This is a genomic window from Hymenobacter sp. YC55 (assembly GCF_029433095.1).
Lineage (GTDB): Bacteria > Bacteroidota > Bacteroidia > Cytophagales > Hymenobacteraceae > Hymenobacter.
On the sequence record NZ_JARNTX010000003.1, the window covers coordinates 171658 to 194033 of the forward strand.

22 protein-coding genes are annotated in these 22376 nt (G+C 57.4%); 12 read left to right on the forward strand and 10 right to left on the reverse strand.

What is annotated here, in order from left to right; all coding sequences use genetic code 11:
* Window positions 1-14 precede the first annotated feature (14 nt).
* From P1X16_RS21040 to P1X16_RS21080, 9 genes are all read left to right on the forward strand, one after another.
* A complete protein-coding gene (locus P1X16_RS21040) occupies window positions 15-923 on the forward strand; it encodes a response regulator transcription factor (RefSeq protein ID WP_277233402.1) in 909 nt (302 codons plus the stop codon).
* A 332-nt stretch (window positions 924-1255) separates the two neighbouring features.
* Window positions 1256-1642: a hypothetical protein gene (locus tag P1X16_RS21045; protein WP_277233405.1), complete on the forward strand. Its 387-nt coding sequence runs from the start codon at window positions 1256-1258 to the stop codon at window positions 1640-1642.
* A gap of 169 nt (window positions 1643-1811) precedes the next feature.
* Entirely contained in the window at window positions 1812-2159 is a 348-nt protein-coding gene (locus P1X16_RS21050) for a hypothetical protein (protein ID WP_277233407.1), read from the forward strand.
* A gap of 38 nt (window positions 2160-2197) precedes the next feature.
* Window positions 2198-3220 (forward strand): aldo/keto reductase, encoded by a 1023-nt coding sequence (locus P1X16_RS21055; protein WP_277233409.1) that lies wholly within the window; start codon window positions 2198-2200, stop codon window positions 3218-3220.
* 39 nt (window positions 3221-3259) lie between these two features.
* On the forward strand, window positions 3260-3418 hold the full coding sequence (locus tag P1X16_RS21060; RefSeq protein ID WP_277233411.1) for a hypothetical protein: 159 nt from the start codon (window positions 3260-3262) through the stop codon (window positions 3416-3418).
* A gap of 471 nt (window positions 3419-3889) precedes the next feature.
* Entirely contained in the window at window positions 3890-5122 is a 1233-nt protein-coding gene (locus tag P1X16_RS21065) for a putative sensor domain DACNV-containing protein (RefSeq protein ID WP_277233414.1), read from the forward strand.
* A gap of 709 nt (window positions 5123-5831) precedes the next feature.
* Window positions 5832-6152 (forward strand): transposase, encoded by a 321-nt coding sequence (locus P1X16_RS21070; RefSeq protein WP_277233417.1) that lies wholly within the window; start codon window positions 5832-5834, stop codon window positions 6150-6152.
* Window positions 6149-6517, forward strand: coding sequence for a hypothetical protein (locus tag P1X16_RS21075; RefSeq protein WP_277233420.1), 369 nt, complete (start codon window positions 6149-6151; stop codon window positions 6515-6517). The genes P1X16_RS21070 and P1X16_RS21075 overlap by 4 nt, the downstream gene beginning before the upstream one ends.
* 156 nt (window positions 6518-6673) lie before the next feature.
* A complete protein-coding gene (locus P1X16_RS21080; protein WP_277233423.1) occupies window positions 6674-7714 on the forward strand; it encodes an NAD(P)-dependent alcohol dehydrogenase in 1041 nt (346 codons plus the stop codon).
* 1096 nt (window positions 7715-8810) lie between these two features.
* Here the strand turns inward: P1X16_RS21080 and P1X16_RS21085 are convergent.
* The 3 genes from P1X16_RS21085 to P1X16_RS21095 all read right to left on the reverse strand — a co-directional run bounded on the left by P1X16_RS21085 (window position 8811) and on the right by P1X16_RS21095 (window position 13388).
* Entirely contained in the window at window positions 8811-9788 is a 978-nt protein-coding gene (locus P1X16_RS21085; RefSeq protein WP_277233425.1) for a cytochrome c peroxidase, read from the reverse strand.
* Window positions 9785-10156 carry a hypothetical protein gene (locus P1X16_RS21090; protein ID WP_277233427.1) on the reverse strand — a complete coding sequence of 124 codons (372 nt, stop codon included), beginning with the start codon at window positions 10154-10156 and terminating at the stop codon, window positions 9785-9787. Before P1X16_RS21090 ends, P1X16_RS21085 begins: the two co-directional genes overlap by 4 nt.
* A 253-nt stretch (window positions 10157-10409) precedes the next feature.
* A complete protein-coding gene (locus tag P1X16_RS21095; protein WP_277233431.1) occupies window positions 10410-13388 on the reverse strand; it encodes an ATP-binding protein in 2979 nt (992 codons plus the stop codon).
* 465 nt (window positions 13389-13853) lie between these two features.
* Between P1X16_RS21095 and P1X16_RS21100 the strand changes: the two genes are divergently transcribed.
* The 3 genes from P1X16_RS21100 (at window position 13854) to P1X16_RS21110 (ending at window position 15881) form a co-directional block, all read left to right on the forward strand.
* A complete protein-coding gene (locus P1X16_RS21100; protein ID WP_277233433.1) occupies window positions 13854-14231 on the forward strand; it encodes a hypothetical protein in 378 nt (125 codons plus the stop codon).
* 145 nt (window positions 14232-14376) lie between these two features.
* Window positions 14377-14856 carry a nuclear transport factor 2 family protein gene (locus tag P1X16_RS21105; protein ID WP_277233436.1) on the forward strand — a complete coding sequence of 160 codons (480 nt, stop codon included), beginning with the start codon at window positions 14377-14379 and terminating at the stop codon, window positions 14854-14856.
* A 5-nt stretch (window positions 14857-14861) separates the two neighbouring features.
* The gene (locus P1X16_RS21110; RefSeq protein ID WP_277233439.1) at window positions 14862-15881 is read left to right on the forward strand and encodes a hypothetical protein; all 1020 of its coding nucleotides are present in this window, start codon (window positions 14862-14864) and stop codon (window positions 15879-15881) included.
* A gap of 82 nt (window positions 15882-15963) precedes the next feature.
* On the opposite strand, the gene P1X16_RS21115 is transcribed toward P1X16_RS21110, so the two are convergent.
* The 7 genes from P1X16_RS21115 to traK all read right to left on the reverse strand — a co-directional run bounded on the left by P1X16_RS21115 (window position 15964) and on the right by traK (window position 22347).
* A complete protein-coding gene (locus tag P1X16_RS21115; protein ID WP_277233441.1) occupies window positions 15964-17508 on the reverse strand; it encodes a hypothetical protein in 1545 nt (514 codons plus the stop codon).
* The gene (locus tag P1X16_RS21120; protein WP_277233444.1) at window positions 17508-17777 is read right to left on the reverse strand and encodes a hypothetical protein; all 270 of its coding nucleotides are present in this window, start codon (window positions 17775-17777) and stop codon (window positions 17508-17510) included. The genes P1X16_RS21115 and P1X16_RS21120 overlap by 1 nt, the downstream gene beginning before the upstream one ends.
* A 735-nt stretch (window positions 17778-18512) precedes the next feature.
* Entirely contained in the window at window positions 18513-18911 is a 399-nt protein-coding gene (locus tag P1X16_RS21125; protein WP_277233447.1) for a hypothetical protein, read from the reverse strand.
* A gap of 186 nt (window positions 18912-19097) precedes the next feature.
* Window positions 19098-19376 (reverse strand): hypothetical protein, encoded by a 279-nt coding sequence (locus P1X16_RS21130; RefSeq protein ID WP_277233449.1) that lies wholly within the window; start codon window positions 19374-19376, stop codon window positions 19098-19100.
* Between the two features lie 96 nt (window positions 19377-19472).
* Entirely contained in the window at window positions 19473-20510 is a 1038-nt protein-coding gene (gene traN / locus P1X16_RS21135; protein ID WP_277233452.1) for a conjugative transposon protein TraN, read from the reverse strand.
* Window positions 20511-20527: 17 nt separating this feature from the next.
* Window positions 20528-21721 (reverse strand): conjugative transposon protein TraM, encoded by a 1194-nt coding sequence (gene traM, locus P1X16_RS21140; RefSeq protein ID WP_277233455.1) that lies wholly within the window; start codon window positions 21719-21721, stop codon window positions 20528-20530.
* Window positions 21722-21732: 11 nt separating this feature from the next.
* Window positions 21733-22347, reverse strand: coding sequence for a conjugative transposon protein TraK (traK, locus tag P1X16_RS21145; RefSeq protein ID WP_277233459.1), 615 nt, complete (start codon window positions 22345-22347; stop codon window positions 21733-21735).
* Between the last annotated feature and the right edge of the window lie 29 nt (window positions 22348-22376).

Below are 22376 nucleotides of genomic sequence, written 5' to 3' on the forward strand. Positions count from 1 at the left end.
CACTATAATTCGCCATGGCAAACGCGCAACCCCTCCGCATCCAGTCGATTTCCGAGATACACCGCATAATGGGCCTGCCGAAGCCTCATCATCCGCTCATCGGGGTAATCGATTTGGCGGGCTTACAGAATACGACGGATGCAACGTCAGTCATATTCGATTTGTTTGTTGTGTCGTTGAAGCGAGGATGCGACAAACTTTTCTATGGGCAGCAGAAATATGATTTCGATGAGGGCCTGATGGGCTTCATGTCGCCTGGGCAAGTACTGCGCGGCGAATCCAATGGCGTGCCTTCCAATCTAGGAGGCTGGATGCTATTCATCCATCCGGATTTCTTATGGAATACGCCCCTGGCTAAGAAAATAAAGCAGTATGATTTTTTTGACTATTCAACGCATGAGGCGCTGTTTCTTTCTGAAAAAGAAGAGCTAATTATAGACGGGATAGTGGATAATATTAAAAGTGAGTATCATTCAAACATTGATAAGTTTAGCAAGCAGATTATTATTTCACATATAGAAAATTTGCTTAGCTACGCCGAACGGTTTTATGGCCGTCAGTTTATTACACGAGAGAAAAATAACCATTATATACTTGAAAAATTGGAGGCGGTATTGTCTGATCATTTCAGTGACAATGATATGTCTGTGCAGCAGTTGCCGACAGTCCACTATATTTCCGATAAGCTGAACGTTTCGCCCGGTTACCTAAGAACACTGCTGAAGAACCTGACTGGAAAAACGACGCAGCAGCACATACATGATAAGTTGGTTGAGAAGGCCAAAGAAAAGCTTTCTACTACCAGTCTATCTGTGAGTGAAATTGCTTTTTGCCTGGGCTTTGAGCATCATCAGTCGTTTAGCAAGCTTTTTAAGTCGAAAACAAAACAATCCCCTTTGGAATTCAGGCAGTCGTTTAACTGAGTTTCAAAAAATGCCATGAAGCCCTTGCTTTTGCGGCGGAATCATGGTAGGCGTTATGGCCTGCAGGTTGTGGGCCTGGACAAATGTGGGCAAGAGTTCTGGAGCTGAACTAGTAGTACGGCGCTACCGCAGCCAGACTCATGACCCGAACACAAATGCGGCTCTAAGCCCGCGCAGCTTCAGGGCTTAGGGCAGGCCGTTTAGTCCGGATTTTACCTGCTGCTAGCCCTACCAGCCGCCCACGGCTAAGCTACGCGAGTGCAAATCATACCCGGTAAGAACACGGGCAATCCGGTGTAAATAGCCCTTTGCCAAGGGGCTGGAGAAAGGGTATGGCGGGGACACTTAGCCCGCTTTTCATCGGTAAAACCGTTATGATAATGGGCAACAACCGGATAAGGCATCAAACGATGCTTTTGGCGGCCCTGTTGTGGCTGCTAGTCCCGCGTCTGAGCCGGGCGCAGCACATACTCCGCGGCACGGTGCGCGACGTCACCGGCACGGCCCTGCCCGCCGCCACCGCTGCGGTGCCGGCTTTGGGCCTAGGTACCGCTACCACTACCGACCGGCGCTACCAGTTGACCTTGCCCGCCGGGCCGCAGCAGGTCACTATGTCGTTCGTGAGCTACGTGCCGCAGACCTTCCCGTGGAACCCCAGCCTGGGCCCGCAGCCCGACGCCACGCTGGCCGCTAATACCAGCGGCTGCGCCGAATGCTGACCCAGAGCCGCGTGGTGTTGAGGCCGGATACCTTGCCCCTGGCGCCGCACGCCTGGTTCTTTGGCACCTAGCGGGTGACGGTGAATGAATTATATGTCAAAATAACGGGCCGGAAACCAGCAAAACCAGCCCGTTGATTTTTTCTTCTTTTTAACGGTACCGAACCACTATGAAAATTATCAGCGGCCTACTGCTGCTCGTTTCCGTCTACCTGAGCTTCCAGCACGGCTGGGCCGGACTTGCCCAAAACTTCACGCCCGAGCAAGCCAACCTGATGGCGGAGCTAGGCATCAACAAGCCGCTGTTGACCGTCACCAGTAGCGTCAGCCTCGCGGTGGGCGTGCTGCTGCTGTTTCCGCAGACCTTTCTCGTGGGCAATCTGCTCAGCGCGGCCGGGGTCCTGCTGCTGATGGGGCTGGCGCTGAATACCGGCAACCTGCGCCTGGCCGCCATCGAGGTTCCCTTCCTGCTCTTACCCCTGGCCCTGATCTGGCTGAAGCACCCGCTGGCCCGCTAGCCCGGCCAGTCACGTCCTCACCTTTTTTCTTCAACGCAATGAAATACAACCTCCTGGGCCGTACGGGCCTTAAAGTATCCGAATTCTGCCTCGGCACCATGACCTTCGGCACCGTTGGCGGGCGCTTCGGCCCCATGAGCGGCGTGGATCAGGCCGCGGCCAACGCGCTGCTGCAACGCGCCGTGGAGGCCGGCGTCAACTTCATCGATACGGCCAACGTGTATTCCGAGGGGCAGTCGGAGGAAATAACCGGCCAGGCTATCCGCGACCTGGGGCTGCGGCGCGACTCGCTCATCCTAGCCACCAAGGTGCGCGGCGCGATGGGCAGCGGCCCCAACGACGCGGGCCTTAGCCGCAAGCACATCCTAGAGCAGGTAGAAGGCAGCCTGCGCCGCCTGCAGACCGACTACCTCGACCTATACCAGACGCACAGCTTCGACCCGCTCACGCCCCTGGATGAAACCCTGCGCGCCCTCGACGACCTAGTGCGCAGCGGCAAGGTGCGCTACATCGGGGCCAGCAACGTAGCGGCCTGGCAGCTCACCCGCGCCCTCGACATCGCCCACTACGAGCACCTGACCCGCTTTCAGAGCCTACAGGCCTACTATACTATTGCCGGCCGCGAGCTGGAACGGGAGCTGGTGCCGCTGCTGCTCGACCAACAAGTGGGGCTGATGGTGTGGAGCCCGTTGGCCGGCGGCTTCCTTTCGGGCAAGTACACCCGCGAACAGCCCAACGGGGAAGGCCGCCGTAGCGGCAGCTTTGACTTCCCGCCCGTCAACAAAGACAGGGCCTTCGCCATTCTCGACAAACTCCGCCCGAAAGCCGAAGCCAAGGGGCATACCGTAGCGGCCTTGGCCCTGGGCTGGCTGCTGCACCAGCCCGTGGTGAGCAGCGTCATCATCGGCGCCAAGCAGCTAAACCAGCTCAACGATAACCTGCGGGCCGTAGACGTGCAGTTTACGCCCGACGAGTTGCAGGAACTAGACCAAGTAAGCGCGCTTGCGCCCGAGTACCCGGGCTGGATGCTGGCCGCAACGGGCGGCGACCGGCGGGCTTAAGCGCTACTGTACGTCGGGCGCGCGAGTAACACCATCTGGGTGCATGCTGGTCCCCAGGCCGGCGTACTCTTGCGGGCCCTGCTCAACGGCGAGAGCTTGGCGCGCAAAACGGCCAGCTTCATAGGTATAGACCACGTTGCCGTGCTGGGCATGGTGGCGCAGCAAGGGCCGATACGGATGGCGGTCGGCAAACCCTAAGCACGGGGAAACTCTTCGCCGCCGACGCAGGACCCGGGTTCGTGGCCGAGCGTTGCCAAACGCCAACCTCTAGCACTACCTGTTCCAGCTTTACGTGGGGGTATGACGGCCTGCCCTACTCGGCAGTTATATGCTGCGGTGTGCTTTTAAGCCTTTAGTCAGGGCGCGTAGCAAGTGCCCGCCCACCAGATGGTTGACTCGCTCAAAGGCCCGGCATTGGCAATAAGAAGTGCTCTTAAGTTGGTGGCCTACTCGATTACGATAGAGCGCTTTGCGAAGACCGAGGCCAAGCGGTGTTTCGCCACCAGGTCGAAAATCTTGTTTATACCGCCGAAGCTGCCCCTCTTTGCAAAGCCGCCCTACCCAACTGGTGGCTACCAATGACCATCTCTCAATCCGGGCAATATAGTGCTTATTCGAGGCTGCCGCTTATTCGAAGCGTAGCCCATTTCTAACCCCGCCGCATTTCCTATGCCTAGCCCCCTACACTATTATCCGGCTGACCTGGCGGTGGCGTTGCAACAGCACTGGCCTCCCGACGCCCCCCCGCTACCGGCTACAACGGTGCTCACCGCCTTTCTCTCCACGCTCTACCAAGCGAGTATGCTGGCCGAGGAGGGCCGCCCCGTTGTCTGCCACCTCGTGCTGGCGACCCAAGCCGAGCTGGCGGCTCAGGCCGAGACGCTCACCGATTTTCACTTGCTGCGCTTTGCCGAGCCCCGCAGCTACTCCGAGCAGGAACTGCGCCGGCTTAGTCCCGCCGTGCAGCAGGCCAGCAGTCTGTTGGCCGTCGCCCCCACCCCGCAAGGGGACTTATACCTCTGGGGGATGCTTTTCAGTGAGCATGAGTGGGATCAGTTCGTAGACCGCCCCCGCCTGAGTACGGCGCGCCCGCCGCGCGCGCTGCTGGTGCAGGTAAATGGGCCGGGGAACCTGGTGTTCTACGATGGGGCGCACCGCATCCTCACGCTGCAACGGGGCCGGGTTGATGGGCATGGCTTTTTGTCGTTTCCCTTGGCCTGGATCCAGGGGCGAATTGTGATCAGTCAGCGGCAGGCGGGCCAGGATCTGTTGCCGGAAGAGCGGGAGCTGTTCCGCCACCTAATCTTGCAGCTCCAGCGGCGGACCCTGACCCGGATTCGGGCCAGTGGTCATGGCGCGCTCATCGTGATGGTGCCCGCCGACCGCATCGCTGCCCTGACGGCCCCTGGCGGGGTCTTGTGCCCTAAGTACCCGGTGCTGCTCGGCAAGGGAACGAGTGCACGCTTTCCGGCGCTGGTACAAGCCGTGATTCGCCGCTTGGCTGCGCTTGGGGAAGTGAGTTGGGCGCACTATCAGCGGACGCATGATGCCGACCTTCTGGCCCTCTCTGCCGAAATCGAGCACCTGGCCGACTACCTGGCCGGGCTCGCTGCCGTTGATGGAGCCTTGGTGCTCACCCAACTACTCGATCTGGTAGGCTTCGGGGTGGAAATACAAGCCACGCAGGTGTCGCTGGAACGGGTCTACCGGGCGCTTGACCTGGAGGCCCAAGAGCGGCAGGCGGTGGCTGTTGACCACGGGGGCACCCGCCACCGCGCCGCCTACCGGCTCTGCCTGGCCGCGCCTGAATGTTTGGCAATCATCGTCTCGCAGGACGGAGGGGTGCAGTTTGTGGGAGAGCAGGCCGGGCAGGTAGTGGTCTGGGACCAGCTTACCTACTAGGCAGCGCACGCACTAGGTAGGCTGTTGCCGTTAGCCCGGGTGGCCTCGCTCATGCTTAGCGGGAAGGCGTAGTATACCGGCTCCATGTAATACATCGTAGCCGTCATCGTGTTGCCGGGCGCGAAGCAGTAAGTCGTGGGGGCCAGTCCATGCTATACCGTCTCCTTATTTTAGCGACTTCATGGTATCTGCTAACCTTTGCAGCTGTCTTTATTGGCATCACGCTGCTGAATTTATGTCTGCTGAGGCCGCACATAGTCAAGGCTAAAAGAGGCTCGTTGAATGCAGTCAGAACGGCGCTCCTGATGGCGTGTTTCCAGTTGGCTATACAGCCGCTCTTTTGACTCGCGATGTTTATTTCAAATAAAACATCGCGAGGCCTGTTGCCAAACAGCTAGTCACTTGCTTAAAAGCGAGGTAGTCGGGCCAGTCCATAGCGTATGTCACTTTATTAGCCCACTCATTCAAAAACGTTATTCTACCCATCACGTGAGGGCGAGCAGCCATGACGTCTTCTAGAACACCCTCAAAAAGTGACAACGGGCTCGTGACGTCTACTCGAGCACTATCTATCACCTGTTACCAGCCCAAGAAGGTCGTTTGCAGCTGTCAAAACCGTCACTACCCAAGCATGCTAGGATGGCAGTAGGGGTACTACTGAGGTGGTCGAGTAAATCTGGACAGACTAGGGTCTACTCTTTCGAACGTCATGAAAGCCAGCCCCCTACCCACCAAACGTCGACGCTATGACGCCGCCTTCCGCACGGAAGCTCTGCGCCTGGCCAGCGAAAGCCGCTCGACGCAGGCGGCCGCCCGCGCCCTTAATACCAGTCCCAAGCTGCTCTACAAGTGGCAAAAGCAAGCGCTTACCCCCGTAGCCGCCGCCCAGGGCCCCGCGCTGGACCCGGCGACAGCGGCCGAACTGCAGGCCATCAATCAGCGGCAGGCCCAGAAGTTAGAGATTTTAAAAAAAAAGCCATCGCCAGTTGCCTGCTGTAAGCGCAGGCTCTCGCAGACGCCGGACCAATGAGCCGCTACCGCTTTATTGAGGCGCACCGCAAGCACTACCCAGTGCGCCTGCTCTGCCAAGTGCTTGGCGTCGTGGCTTGCAGCTATTACACCTGGCAACAAGCTCATCAGCAAGCAGTAACTAATGGGGTGCCCGCTTGGGAAATGGCACTGGTGAAGGTCTTTGGTTGGCATAAACGCCGCTACGGCACCCGCCGGCCCACGTGGTGGCCTTGCGCCACAAGGGCCACCACGTGGGCCGCCAGCGCTGACGGCTATTTTGAGTACTACAATTACGAGCGGCTGCACTCCAGTATTGACTACCAGCCGCCCTGTCATGCTCATCAACAGCCTATTCCACTTAACGCCCTAAACTGTCCAGCGTAACTAGACCACCTCACCTGCTCCCTTTTGCTGGCTCCTGCTTTACTTTTGCAACAGCCCCGTAGGTTAGAATAAGACAAGTTTTGGTTGGGTATTCGCTTAACCGGTAGGGTGCGGTAGCCGGACCTTTGTCGGGTTCACCACTTTCTACTCCCCCCGATGCTAGCTGTTAAAGGATACGCCGCGCACGATGCGCAAACCGATTTAGCTCCCTGGACGTTCGAGCGCCGCGACCTGGCGCCCCACGACGTGCAAATTGAAATTCTGTACTGTGGCGTGTGCCACACCGACTGGCACCTGCTGCGCAACGAATGGGGACACAGCCAATTTCCCCTAGTGCCCGGCCACGAAATGGTGGGTCGCGTGGTGGCCGTAGGGGCGCACGCCCGCAAGTTCAAGGTCGGCGATTTAGCCGGCGTCGGCGTGATGGTCGACTCGTGCCGCCACTGCCCCGACTGCGAGAACGGCCAGGAGCAATTCTGCCAAGTAAGCCCCGTGCAAACCTATAACAGTACCGGACACGACGGGTTGCCCACCTACGGCGGCTACAGTAACCACAACGTGGTGCACGAGGACTTCGCGCACCGCATTTCCGACAAGCTGGACTTAGCCGCTGTGGCCCCACTGCTGTGCGCCGGTATCACGACCTACTCGCCTCTGCGCCGCTGGAAAGTGGGTGCCGGCCACCGGCTGGCCATCGTGGGCCTAGGCGGCCTGGGGCACATGGGCGTCAAATTCGGCGTGGCCTTCGGGGCTGATGTGACCGTGCTCAGCACCTCGGAAACCAAGCGAGAAGATGCCAAAGCCTTGGGCGCACACCACTTTATTGTGACCAAAAACCCAGAGGAGGTAGCCGCCGCCACGGGCCGGTTCGACTTCATCCTCGATACGGTGGCCGCCGACCACGACATCAACCTCTACCTGCCAATGCTACGCACCAACGGCACCTACATCAACGTGGGCATGCCGCTGGCCCCGCTGCAAGTATCGTCCTTCAGCCTGGCCAACGGCAACAAAACGGTGACCGGCTCGGGCGCGGGTGGCCTGCCCGAAACGCAGGAAATGTTAGACTTCTGCGCCGAGCACAACATCGTGTCCGACATCGAACTCATTGACATCAAAGACATTCATCCGGCCTTCGAGCGCATGTTGAAGGGTGACGTGCGCTACCGCTTCGTGATTGATATGGCTACGTTATAAGTTCTTATGCGGACGGTTACCCATGGAGCCATATTCGCTTGTGGTCAAGCACATTTGTGCTTTCGCGCGCTGCTAGCGTGGACATCTCGTGCGGAGTACTCCCAGTGCGTCGGGCAATGGGCCGGCCTATTAATCAAAACGGCTACCCGCCGTGCGGCATGACGCGCTCATAATCAAGTACTGGCGTGCCCATTTATTTACGCTGTTTTATGGCTGCTCCTGAGTCGCTGATTGATTTTCACCGTCTATAGGTTACAGTATGGCCCTGGTGAACGAGTTCCTTGGTTAGGAGTTGACTGATGTTCCCGAGGGAACCGGTGACGATGATTTTCATAGGGCAAAGTTCAATTACCCGTCCAGGACACTTGTAACCGAATCTGTGCTTGTTGTAACCGAATCCAGGAGGGTAGCCAGCGCGGAAAGAAATAGCCTGGTGGCCAAGCCTCACACTCCCTTCCCCGCCGTGCCTTTGTTCGCGACCGTCACCCCCAGGCAGGTCAACTAAAAACTAGCTGGCCATAGCCGGCGGCCGCGGGCTCTACGGCACTTATTAGGCGAACAAAGAGAGAGAACTTTAAGTGAAATCGGCCTGGGCAGCACATTCTGGGACGGGAATGGCTTGGCCCGTACCCGTTATCAGTTGACCAAAACAGTTGAAGGCGACCAGATGCTAGTACGTCTTATTGGCCCTGACCGCCCGCCGCTTGAGGTAGTAGGGCAACGAGCGCGGGCTTCACCTAGGGGAGGGATAGCCCATCCGACAAATAAGTAAACCGATAAAAAGCAACGCCTCGCAAGTTCAGGCTGAATTCGGGATTATAGCGCGCAAATTCTTTGAACACTCCTTCCGCTAAAATGAAGGGCTTCTTACTGAGGATTCTCCCATCCTGCGCCCAACCTAAATGATTGATAAACAAAATGAAAACCAGTAAAGGGCTAGCTATTTTCTTTTTCAGGTTTGTTGTTTAGCACACAACTAGTGGATCGATATTTTATCGCTACTCGGGATGGGTCTTAAAAAACACTCTTTCAGCGCTTCACTTAGAGCTGTTCAGAAAGGCTCACTTTGCTGCTCCCTATCTTACCAAGACTGCGCTCACCGTGACTGGGTAGCCGGCAAGTTGCGGGGCAAAAAACGTTTGTCAGTTAGCGCCAGCAGAAAGCTCTCGAGGTCTTGCTTTTCCTGCTTGGTCAATCCGAGTGGTTTGGCTAACAGCGGATCGCGATTGAGCGCATTCGGGACTACTATGCTCGGATCATTGTAAAAGTCCAAGACCTGCCCTAGGGTCTTGAACATGCCGTTGTGCATGTAAGGCGCCGTCAAGGCCACGTTGCGTAAGGGACCGATCTTGAACTTGCCCAAGTCAGCGGCCTTCTTTGTCAGGACGGCGCGCCCACTGTCGGCCAGCGCTTGGCCGTCGTACAAGCCAATGTTGCGGAACTCAGCACTATTGAAATCGGGGCCAAAGTGGCACTGCACACACCGAGCCTTGCCCTCAAAGAGAGCAAACCCGCGCTTGGCGGCGGCACTTACCGCCACTTCGTTGTCGTTGAGGCGCCACTCGTCGAGCGGCGACTGGTTGGTTTCTAGGGTTCGTTCAAATTCTGCCAAGGCCCTAGCCAGATTCTGTTGCGTGGGGGCTTCGCCAAATACCCGCTCAAAAAAGGTGCGGTACTGGCGACTATCGTTGAGCCGCTTCACGGCCTGCCCCAGGGGTAAGTCCATTTCCGTCGGATTCGCAATGGGTAGCAGGGCCTGTTCTTCCAACGTCGCGGCCCGCCCATCCCAGAAGAAGTTGGCCTGCAGGCGTACATTCATGGCCGAGGGGGTATTGCGCTTGCCCAGACGCCCCCGTTCGCCCCGGCTTACGGCCGAAGTGTCGGCAAAGGCAAAAGCCGGCTGGTGACAACTCGCGCAGCTGATGGTGCGCGAGCGGGACAGAATCGGATCGAAAAACAGTCGTTCACCTAACGCCGCTTGATCCGCGCGCGGGACCGGGACGGGCACAAAGGCGGTGCTGCCTAGTCCAAGCGCCATCCCGATCATGAGCAGCCGCCCGGCCCACCGGCTCATGGCTTAGCCGGGGTGAGTCGACCGAAGACGCTTTGATTGGTTCCCCGGCGCCGTTGTTCACACGAGTCTTGGATGGCGGTAAACCGCACCGAGTCTTCGGCAAAAAAAGTTAGTTGGTAATGCCCGTACATCCGGCATCCCGTATCGTTCAAGGCCAGGGTGTCCTGGCGCACGGCGTAGCGGCCCCGCACAAAGGCCTTGCCATCCACAAACGCCTCGTAGGAGCCATCAGGTCGGAAATTGGCCAATAAGATCGCCCCATTGGCCCAGCGCTGTTGCCAGCGCCCCACCAAGGAACGAGGCGCATTGCGGAAAGCGAGGCTACTGCCGAGCAGGAGCACTAGCGAGAAAAGGAACCCGTTTTTCATGACCGGATAGGCTTAGTGGGTGAAGAAGTCGTGCGAGCACCTACTCCCAGCCGCGCGTTCCCGCCGCGCCGTGCACGGCATATTGCTTGCCGAAAGAGGGGCGTTCAAAGCACCTGACAAAACAAGCAACTACTGCTCTAACCCGCATTGTGGTACGTTGCAAAGGCATTGGAAAACGTTGCAAACCAGGAAATTTAGACGGCCATGCTGTGCTTGCGGCTAAATTTTATTGTTGGTTCGCGCCAGGCTTGCTTCACCGGGGCGCGCCGGTTTTATTGCGCACCTCACTAGGGGCATACCCGAAGTGACGGGAAAAACTGGTGGAAAAGGTGGACGGATTGCTGAACCCGACCAAGTAGGTTACTTCGGCCACGGTGCCGACGTTGGCCGCCAGCAGCTCCCGGGCCCGTTGCAGGCGCACGAGCCGGATGAAGTCGCCGGGCGCTTGGTTAAGTACGGCTTTGAGCTTGCGGTGCAGCTGCGTGCGGCTCAAGCCCACTTCGCGGCCGAGCATTTCCACGCTGAAGGTTTCCTCGGCCAGGTGCTGGGCCACGACCTGCTCGACCCGCCTGATAAAGGCCTGTTCCATGGACGGCAAGCCCGCGCTGGCCGACACGACGTAGCCGCGGCGGTAGCTTTCCCGCAGCAGGTGCCGGCTGCGCAGCAGGTTGGCCAGGGTGGCCAGCAGTTCCGCCGTCTGGAAGGGCTTGACCAGGTAAGCATCGGCGCCGGTGTGCAAGCCTTCCAGCTTGCTGTCCAGGCCGGCCTTGGCCGTGAGCATCACCACCGGAATGTGGCTGGTGCGCTCGTCGGCGCGCAAGGCCTGGCACACGCCGTAGCCGTCGAGGCGGGGCATCATCACGTCGGTGAGCACCAGGTCGGGCACTTGCTCGCGGGCCAGGGCTACCCCTTCTTCGCCGTGCACGGCTTCCAGCACCCGGTAGTGCGCCGCCAGCGTGGTGCAAAGGAAGGCGCGCACGTCGGCATTGTCTTCAATAACGAGCACTTGGGTGGCCTCAGCGGGTGAAGCAACCGGCAGAAGCTGTAACGGTGCAGTATCGGCTAGGGGTAAGCGCCCGGACGTACCAGCCGAAGCCGCCTCTTGGCGGACGGGCAAGCGGACCGTCACCGTGGTGCCGTAGCCTAGTTCACTCACTAGCGTAATGGTGCCGCCGTGCAAGTCCACCAGCTCTTTGGCCAGGGCCAAGCCGATACCGGTCCCTTCCTGTTCGCGCGTGGCGGAGCTATCGGCCTGGTAGAAGCGGTCGAACAGGTGCGCTTGCTGCGCGGCGGCAATGCCGCAGCCTGTATCGCCTACTACCAACTCTATCCAGGCCGCCCTCGCCGGCGTACCTTTCACTTGCTGCACACTCAGCGAGACGTGGCCGCCGCGGGGCGTGAACTTGAAGGCGTTGGCGAGCAGATTAGACACGATTTTCTCCAGCTTGTCGGGATCAAAATCCGTGACTATTTCCGCTTCACTGGTGGTAAAGGCCGTGGTGATCTGCTGCTGCTGGGCCAACGAGTCGAACGAGCCGAACAGGCCCCGAACAAATCGCACCAGGTCGTCGGACACAAAGCTGAGCGCCAGCTGGCCGGCTTCGAGCTTGCTTAAATCCAGCAATTGGTTGATCAGGCGCAGCAGGCGGTGGGCGCTGCGCTGCACTAGGCGGGCGTGCTGGCGCGTGGCGGGCTCCTGCGACTCGGCCAGGATTTGCTCGGCCGGGCCGAGCAACAGCGTGAGCGGGGTGCGAAACTCGTGGGTGATGTTGGTGAAGAAGCGCGTCTTAGCCTGATCGAGTGCTTGCAGCTTGTCGGCCTGCTCGCTGATCGCGGCTTTTTGGGTGGCCAGCACCGTGTTCTGGTGGCGGATTTCCTCGGTCCGCCTCTGCACGGTGCTTTCCAGCTCTTCATTTTGGGCCCGAATTAGTTGCTGGCGTTCCGCTTCCTGCCGCCGCGTTTGCTCGGAAAGCGCCTGCACCTGCTGCAGCTGCCTTTCCAGGTGGCGCCGGGTGGTGGCAAAGTCGCGGGCTAGGTACACCGACATGCAGATCGGCAGCAGCAACAAACACAGCTGCAGCACCACTTGCTGAAGTGCATCAAACGGACCGGTCCACGTGTTCAACACGCCGCTGGCAATAAAGGGGATTAGCAGCGTGCCAAATGCGCCGAGGGCGACCAACCAAATACCGGGTTGGTGCTGGCGCATCGCCCGGATCATCACCCGAAACATATCTAGCCACATAACCAAGCTCAGGCCTAACGTGACCACCACCCGATCCGACCACGCCCACGCTGGCCACACCAGCCACCCCACGAGCAGAGCCGCTTGCAAGCAAACGACCAGGGTTAGCCAGCGCCCCGAGATGGGGGTTTGGCAGACCGCATACACAAAGCGGAGCAGCGCGATGATGCTTAGTCCCGAGCAAAGCAGAAAGCCAAAACTAGCCCACCAGTGCGCCGACATGTCAGTGGCCCCCCACCGCAGGTACACCATTAGACTGGTTGCCGACGCCAGCGTCATATAGAGGCTGAAGTAGAGATTAGCGCGCTGGGGGCGGTAGAAGAGGAACAGAAAGCCGTGGAGCAGTGCCAGTACTGCCGTACCTGCCAGAGAGAGAAAGTTGAGGTCGCCGAGCCGTACCTGCGCCGTGTTTTGGGTGATAAGCCGCTCGGCGGTTGTCACCCGGAGCGTAAAGCCGCCTTGGGGCGGCGGCCACAGGGCAAATTTGGCGTACCGAATGGCCAGCAGGTGGGGGCCGGCCGTGGTGCATTGGAACACCAGGGGCCGGAAACGGACCCGCTGGTGCTGCGTGGAGGCGGCCGAAGTACCCACCTTACCGTAGCCGCCGAGCCAATGACCATCCAAGTATACCTCCATGCCTCCCCCTTGCAGTACCTGTACGCCTAGCGGGCGATTCACCAGGGCGGAATCCAGCATGAAGCGGAGGCGAAAACAGCCCGTACCGCGCCAGCCCGGTGGGCCCTCGCCAAAGGAAAAAACGGCCGTAGTCAACAGCCAGGTGCGGTCATCGGTGGTGGGGCTAGCCCACCCTGCCGGCGTGCCGGGTTGGAAGCGCCAAACAGGCCCGCGGCCCAGGCGCTGCATCGTGTCGGAGTCCACGCCGGGCGCGGTAAGGCGCACCAGGTTCAGGTCCTGGTCTTGGGCCCAACTCGTCAGCGCCCAATGCCAGCAAGCACAGAGCAGGCAGATAAAACGGACTGTTTTCATGCCGATAATAAAATCCAACACCTGCCCTGCGTAAGGTCCCAGCAGGGCTCAGCCGGGTTCGCCAGCCGCCGACCGATTAGAAGTAACCATTGACTGCTAACGCTTTAGCAAGACAATATAGAGAATTTGCAATTCCTGGTTACCACCCCGCCAGTGGGCTGTTTCGCCTGGCAGCTCACGGCTGTCACTCGTTGCCGAGCGTTACAAGCGAAGACTGCCTGTGCCGCAAGCTCATGCCGAAGCTTGGTTTCTCGGGCCGGCAGCTAGCCGGACGAGGAAGCTGACAACCGGCGGTAAACGAAGATTTCGCTCCCTGTGCAACTCCAGCAAACGCTTTTGCAACACCCGAAAGGCTTGGTGTTACCCAAAGCAACAAGTTTGCAACAACCTCAGATGCCGGCCGGCCAGGGGGCCGCTTCCTTTGCAACGTTCGATTGTTAACACCTTCACGCTGTTGCTTTTACCATGAAATCTTCCCCCCATTTCCTGCTCACCGGGGCGTTGCTGCTAGCCACTGCCCTCCCGACCCGCGCCCAATCCCCGGGTGCAACTACCTCGGACCTCGACTTAAAAGCTTATAAACCGCAAGTCACCTGGTGCGACCCCAGCGCCGAGTATCTGGATCCTACTTTAAAGTACCTGTTTGGCAAGTACCAGGCGATGACCCTACCCCCTACCCCGGAGCCGCAGCAGTTGCTTTCAGCGGAAAACCAACAGTTGGCGCTGGACTACCGCATCGGTTTGCTGCAAGCGCAGGTGGAGTTGCTAAGCCGGCGGCTGGCGGCCCTGGAAGCAACTCCCACCACCTCTGCTACCGAAGGCCACAGCGGCCAACCGCGTTAAGTTGGAACGCGACGGACGGGTTATTACGCCCCCGCGCGGCCAACCTCTTGGCAACGACAGCCCCTTGCCAAGCCCCCAGCCAATCAACTGCTTTCGGCCACGCGGCTTCACTTTTCCACTGCTTCTGCTACCCACTTTTTACCTCATGAAACCCTTCCTTACGACCCTCGCCTTTCTGTTGGGGCTGGCGTTGCTCGGCACTGCCCAGCCCATGCCGGGAACCGCCAGCGTTGTTGAAGAGCAAACCTTTACGGCGCTGCTAACCCAGGTGGCCACTGCGTCACAAAAGCAGGATACCGCCGCCTTAAGCCGCCTCTTCGCCTCAGAATACCGGCACAACGCGCCCGATAACCAGGTCGTGAACCGCAAATCGGAGTTGGCTTACATCGGCTCCAAGAACTGGCCCTTCACCACCGTTGCGCTCGGGAGCCCAGTGACGGTAAACGTCTACGGCCCCACGGCCGTGACGGTGGCGAATTTGAAACTTGGAAACCAGAGCAACAACGGCCCGGCGTTTACTACGACCCTGCAAATGCTGGCCGTGTGGGTGCAGCGCGACGGCCGCTGGCAGATTGCCGTGCTTCACAGCAAAAAGCTGCCAACCTCGAAACCCACGAAAAGCTAACCGTGATGAAATCCTGTTTTCTCTGCGAACCCGGGTGGGATGATCCGACTTGGCCCACCCCAGCGAAAGGCAAGTTCTTAACTACAGCCTTCATAATCAGACTACTTCTTCTCTTCCTAGGATGGGCAGCCCCTAATCGGGGATTCGCGCAGGTCGCGTTGCCGGCCTCACCCCTGGCCCAGGTGCAGGCCCTGCACCTGCCTGCGGCCCTCGACCAGCCGGTGGCCGTGTACTACGTGCCCGGCTACGAGACGCGGGCCCTGGCCTTGCGCCACCTGATGCAGGAGGTGAAAACGTTCTACCAGCAGCAGTTGCAGCTCGACGTGCCATTCAGTCTGGCGGTGCTGGACTCCGCCCGGTGGACGAGCATCTACTCCGAGCAGGGACGACCGTTCTACGGCGTTCCGTGGGTGTCCAAGAAGCCGTACGTAGCGTTTTTGCCGGCGACCGGCGGCCGCATCAACGAGCAGCTAGCGGCGGTCGAGGAAAAGCGACGGGCTAATCCAAAAAAGCCGGTGGATTCCCGCAGGTTCGCGTATGGCGGTACAAAGCTAGGCGTACCGGATTTGATTGGTATTCACGAGCTCGGTCATGCCTATACCGACGCTTACGGCATCAACCTGCAAGTAGCGTGGCTGCGGGAATTGGTGGCAACTTATTTCTGCTACGCTTATCTGCGGCAACAGCTGCCGCCGCAGGCCGCCGGGTGGGAAGCAGCCAACCACCTGTTCTACCGCAACGTGAAGCCTACCTACACGTCGCTGGCCGACTTCGATCGTCTCTATTTCGGGGTGGGTCCCGACAATTACGGCTGGTACCAAGCCTATTTTCAGCAGCAGGTCGAGCACGTGTATCGAGAGCAAGGCCTCGGCTTTCTGCGGGCCCTGCCCCACGCTTTCCCCATGAGCGAACCGCCCGTGACCGACGGGGAGGAAGCCCTGACCCGAGTAGAGAAAATCTGCCCGGGTTTCCGGGCTTGGGCCGCGGCCGGCAAGGGCGCGGCCCCGCAAACCGGTAAAAACTAAGTGTGCTGAAAGCCGCTCTTCTATTACTGCTTGGGTGAGGCAGCGCCGTCCGCGCCCACTTTCCGGCGCTGCCGGCCGCCGCTTACGGCGCGAGCACGCGCTCGAGCAGGGGGTCGCGGCCCGCCAGATAGTCTTGCGCCCGCAGCAGCACAGGAACTGTGGGGGTTAGGTCCGGGACAGCAAGATCAAGCCAGACCTGCGCGGGGGGGACCTCGGGGTGGGGCGCGGCCGAATAGCTGTGGAACCGGTCGGCATAGTGCAGCATCAGGCCTGAGTGGGGCAAGACCCAGTTGCCGCCTTCGGCCCAGTAGTCCAGGCTATCCCCGGCTGGCTCGCCCACCAGCGTGGCGCCGGCCAGGCGCAGCTGCGCCAGGTGGTACAAGCCGGCCGAGAAGGTGGCGCGCCCCACCAGCCCGTAGAGCTGGGCTCCGCACTGCTGCGTGGCCTTGCCCAACGCCTCGAAAAAGGCCTGGCCCACCTCGAGATTGCCCCCCGTGTTGAAACGCAGGTCCACCACCACTTTCCGGACCGGCCGCGTGCGCAGCTGCCGCAAGATCTGCCGGCCTACGGAGTCTACGGGAGGCTGCCCCGGGAGATTGCCGGCGCGGTTGTAGTGCACATACAGCGTCTGCTCGGTCGGCAGATACTGCTGCCAGAAGCCCTGCTGCGGCCGGCGCAGATACAGCGGCAGCTTCGTAGTGTCAGCGGGGAGCACGCTTTGCCACCGAGCTCCCCGGCCGGGATGGGTCGGGGCCAGATCCCACCACGCCTCGGTGGGCTGATTGGTGGGCGCAAAGGGCAAGGGCGATAGCTGGACCGTGCGCACGCCCCCCCCGCGCATTCGCACCCGCACCCGGAGCGGGTCCTGCTGCCCGAGCAGGCGCAGCCCCTGCAAGATCTCGGGGCTGGTCAGCGAATACGTGCTCATGTAGCGGGCCCACGTCGGGCTGCCGGCAAAAAGGGGCGTGACCCACTGGTGCAGCTTCTCGGGGTCGTGCCCGGCCAGCTGTTCTACTTTGGCGCCGAGCAGCTCGGCGTACGCGGGTGTTGTTTTAACAATGTAGAGCCCTTCGGCAAACCACCACACCCGGATCGGGTAGCGCCGCAGGGCCGTGCGGTTGCGGACAAGATAGAGGCGGGTATGGGCATTGCCACTCAGGGCCATCGCCCGGGCCAGTCCCACGATCAGCTCCGGCGTCGTTTTTAGCGCCACCGAGTCGCGCAGCGCCGTAATACGGCTGCGAAAGGCCGCCGCTTCGGCGGGACGGAAGGAGCGGTCCTTCTGCAGCAGCGAGTCGAGGGTGGCTTGCAGATCCTGGCGCCACTGGGCGGGCGTGAGTGTGGGCTGGGCCCGGCCCGCGAGGGGCAGCAGGCTCCAGCAACTCAGCAGCAGAAATCGAAGTAGATACAGCATACGCGAGAGGCAGGGGCATGATAAGGAGAGAACGTGCCCCGAGTACCTGCTTTTAAGCCATTCGTTACCGCCCCAGGGCTGTTTAATTAGTTTCCGCTCCAAGGCAGCTGCTAAAAGCCAGCCAGCACCAGGACTAAGAAACGAAACCAGTGTCGATTCCGGCGCCGGTCTACGGGCCGGTGCGTGAAGGCGCACGGGCCAGGGAGTAGTCATTAGTGAAGGAGCAAGGCGGTTGCTGCCCCGATTTCCCTGCTAGGAAAGCCTTTAAGAGCCGAGAAGAGCGGCCCTTGCCGGAATTGTCGCTTGTCTTGTTTACGGTTGCTCGCCCGGCGAACTACGACGCCATACCCTGCAACAGCCACACGAGCATTTGTTTGGACGGTCCCGCTATTGTGTCGTCCATGAAAACGCTCCAATAAAGAGACAAACAAAGCAACCGTTAACTTTTTTTGCCCAAGACCATCCTGGTCGTGCTGGTCCATACATTAAGAGCAGATGCTGTACTCTGCCTGGAAGTTAGGAGAAGGTCCTGGCCGAATTCAACCTAAAGACATGATGGCCCGCCACAACGAAGAAGGTCACCGCCGATACGCTCTACAACAATGCCGAGGTGCAGTTGTACTTTATCTACTTCGATGAGTAGCAGATGCTTTTGGCTCGCCTCGAACTCATGAATGGTTTTCGCTACTACACCTTGGCCACAGAACTTGCCAAGGTATTGCACGACCAACATACCTACTTTGCAACCAAAAAATAGCTGCTTTACCTACTTCAAAAAAAAGACAATTCTATACACGGGAATTGATAAATGAGGAATGCGTGATAGTAGCCTTTAGAAAGGATTGAACCGGTCATGCGGATTGAAAGGTCCTTTGGAAGGAGGTGTTACGCGACTTGACAAGCCCCAAAATTTGGATAGCCCAAAGAGCACTAAACCCCACGTCGCCAAGCTGCTACCCCAGCTAGGGGCCCAGGAAGAATACAAGAAAGCAATTACCGCGAGGAATAGTAAAAAGCTTTTCATAGAAGTAAGTACGTAAAATTTTATAACTGTTTGTTACTAAGCACCTAATACTTTGCTATACTGATAAATTGATGAAGCTAGGCAATAGTAAAATTAAGAAACCTTATTTATAGACTCGAGGCGCGCGATGCACTACCAAGTAAACGAAGATGATACTAGTGAAGTAGAACCTCTATTTTTCATTAAAAGCTTGTCAAGGAATTAAATATACAGAAATGGCTTGAGCATTCTGGCCACTGCCGTTCTTAGTTTCGACAGATTTTCCATCAATCAAAACTTCGGACTTCACACTCGAGGAAGCAGTACCATTTCTCACAAATACCCCGCAGCTTACAACGTCGGCCTGCTTCATCGTCCGCTTAAAAGAATAGGTCTTAGGTAGGTTTACGGGTTCATCGACTACTTCCGTACCCGTGGCATCTCGGTAAATAATTTGTGCAGTAACGGCATTGGTGCCAGTTATACGATATTCTACTGCATATTCTTTCGGTCCTATAGGTTTGGGATCAGGAGTGGAATCGGAATCATCTGATGAACAACCGTTTACCACTAGTAAGGGTAACAGCAATAAGGTCAATAGTTTCATTTTCATAGGATGGTGATGACACAAGCGGTGAAGTAAATTTTCCCCGTTCAGGACAGACACTATTTGAAGCACTGGACAAGTCGGCCAGGTTTTGTGTTTGTTAAAAGCGCTTACCAAGTTAGTCTTGGCGAAGCAGCAGGGTCATTCTGGAATGTGAGAGACCTAGCCTCTCACTTACCCTCTAGTTGGGCATTATCCTACATCTTGGGCGACGTCCAGTATCAATACAACGACAAAGAGACTCACAGCAATTATCCAGAACGAGCGTAGCAAGTTTGCCTTGAAAAGCCGGGACGAGGCCAGAAAAGTAAGTAGCATAACGAAGTGAGTTGACGCTCCAGGCTTTTCACTGGTAAAGACAAAGATCAAACCGGCTATTAAAGCAATTGCTGCTAAAACTGCATAGTTGGCACTGGGCTCATTGAATAGAATAGCGGCCAACGTCTCACGAGCAGATTGAAGCTTTTTCATACGGGAGGGCAGTTTGGTTGTAAACTACCTCCTGTAACGCACGGGCTTTTAGAAGGTCTATATCGTTATGGTTAGGCTTGGTCTGTGGGGCCTCGCTTACCTGGACCCAACAGAGCCAGCTGCGACTGCACTAGCTATGCCTTTGAAAGTATGCGCCTTCAGCAAATCTGAATTGGCAAGGGTAAGTTTGATATTGCGCCCCCCGCCCTTTTCGTAAAGCTCGATAACCAATTGCTTTTTATCGGGGATAGTAAACTTTTTGAAGATGAATACCTTCTCTAGCTTTCCCTGCGCGTCCACCTTTTTTTGCGCTCCATTGTAGACATAGATCGGCGCAATTTCAAGTGCTTGTTCGGCTGTGCGCTTAGCTACCTTTTTGTCCTGGATATAGAACTTGACAAAGTCTATGTCATACGTCACGTTGGACTTGTTAGCAATGTGAAGAGGAAAGAACAAGGTTTCGTTTTGATAGCCTACCGATCCAGCTCGCAAACTGAGTTGGTTGGCACTCTTGCTATCCGCCGTGCCCTTGCTGGTTAATGCTTCAACCGAATAGCCATCTAGGTTGCCCTGAGGAATTGGTGAATTAGATAGAATGGCCTCGTTGATAACAGGCGAAGTAGAAGCAATAGCCGGTGAGCCAGCACTCCGTACTGCTGTCGTGCCCGCTCCCAAATTCAGGGAAAGAATTTTGGGGTCACGAGCATAATTAACCACAAACGAGTAAAGCTTTCCATCGGAAGTAAGCACCGTCATGTTGGTTTCGGCAAACCGTTGCCCCGCTGCTTTCACGCGAACAATGTTCTCTGCTCCGGTGGCCTTAGCAGCAATCAGGCCCGCGCTACCCAAATCGACATAGGTTACGGGAAATGGGAAAACCAAGTGCGTAGTCTTTTGGTCGCTGACAAACAGCGGATAGGAAGCCATTTTATTTGACTCCGAGTAAGTAAGCATCTTGGGAGCCTCTTGTTGATCCTGGTTATCGGGCACATCAACGTATTGACCTTTCGGCTGACGCATGGACGCAGCGCGGGCCGCACGGCCTTGAGGTGTATTAGCTTGGCCTAGCACGGACGAGGCATTGAGCACAGCCAGCACAAGGGCAGCACTTACGGAAAGAAACGGCTTATGCATAGTAAGGAAAGAGTGGGTTAATCTTCTTTGTCAACTTTCAATAGGATGTTGTACCCGGCTTTCAGGCGCACCTTGACCAACCGAATCTTTTTTTGGCCTAAACTTTTCACTGCCGTAACCGCCACACCCGCCGCAGCCGTAGTGGGGTCCGCGCTCATAGTCATCATATCCGCCGCGCCCATGGCGTCGGCACCCGCTTGCTTAGAGGCATCCCGCGTAATCGTACCGGGAATGTGTAAGCCTTCTAATCCATCTACATCGTACACCTCTAGAGAAGCCGGGAAGATGCTACCCCCCGATTTGAGTGTTTCAATTGCGATGGTCAAACGTTCCCCGGCCAAGCTGCACTTGCCGTAGATAAAGGTATTTGCTGCTAACTGGTGCCCATTCACGACGGCAGGTTCGGTGAGCCGCATTTTCACCAAAGAGCCACTAACTACTTCCTGAGATTCGTGGATGACTGCAGGGAGTGTATTAGCATCCACTGCATCGGCGCTGCCGCTATCATCAAGTCCTTGAAAGGAAACGGTGCGTTTGGTGCTGCCAGCACCGAGGCGAGAGACAATCGCATTATCATCAACTATAAGAGCTTTGGTTGCCGGTTTCTTAGATACCGATTTAGCAACCGGGGCCACTGCCACTGGCTTAGGAGCATCCCGCTCGTCTGATTCGCGCAGTAGCCGCGCAATTTCAGCTTTAGCCCGTGCTTCCTCTATTTTCCGCTCCCGCTCACTACGATCCAGCTCTCGCTGTTCTTGAGGCGTGAGGGCGCCTGGTACCGTAGTTGGCGTAGCATTAATCGATGCTGCTTGCTGAGCTTGCTGCGCATCCAAAAGTTGCTGCTGAGCTGCTGCTACGGTTTTATCGGCCGAGGCATTCGGGCCTGTTTCCCCGTTGGGACCAACTGCGTAAGAAAGATTGTTGTTCGTAGATGCAGTATCTAACTGGCCAGACACTAAGCCCCGATTCCGCAGGGAATCGACGGGCGCCGAGTAGGCTTCAATCTTGCTGGTAGTAATATCCGTATTACCTGCCACTCCGGGCAAGTTGGTATTAAAGCCCGCCGGAACTACTTGTGCGTCGGCTGGAGTACCCCCTCCCCCACCTCCCAGATAGAACATAACCGCTAGAAAAGGTACGCCAACCACGGGCAGAAACGTTGCCATTTTGCGGGTTCGAATAAACTGGGGGTCTTTTGGTTTCGTCGCCATAGGGGCAGTGCTTAGCGGGGCGTAGTTGTGAGGTCGTTGTTTTGTAGCACTCGCCAATTCTCCATGATGAAGCCATGCGGATTGTTCTCTGAGCGCGTTACGTCGCGCAATGAGCATTCAGAAACAAAATCGCGGGTAGTAACCGATGTGGCACGAATAACACGTTGATGGCCAAAGCAACGCGCCGTAATAGGTCGCTGTGTGGAAAGCTGCACACTATCGACAATCATTTCGATACTGATATTGGCAGCGATTAAGTCGTTGTAAAATCCCTTTTCCTTGAAGTTTTCGTACTGTTTCTTCGCCGAGTTATCAGCCAAATACAGCGCCTTGTTTACATTACCCTGAATAGCTTTTTGGTCAGGATCCAGCGTGAAGAATAGTTCATGGAAGCGGCTAACGTGGCTACGCGCTTCAATGGGTCGATTCGCTTTGGAATCTCGTGCGCCAGCAGTTAGTAGAGCGCCATTTTCCAGCACATAAATGCGTTGAGAAGCTGCCTGAGAGGATTGAAAAGCGAAATAGGCAATAGTGCCCGCCAGCGTGAAAGCCGCCACAATAAAGAGCAAGGCCAGAGTCTTAACCTGCTGGAAAGCAGAATCAATAGTTTTAAGAGATGCGAACATTTCGATTTGGAATTGGAAGGTGATAGAAC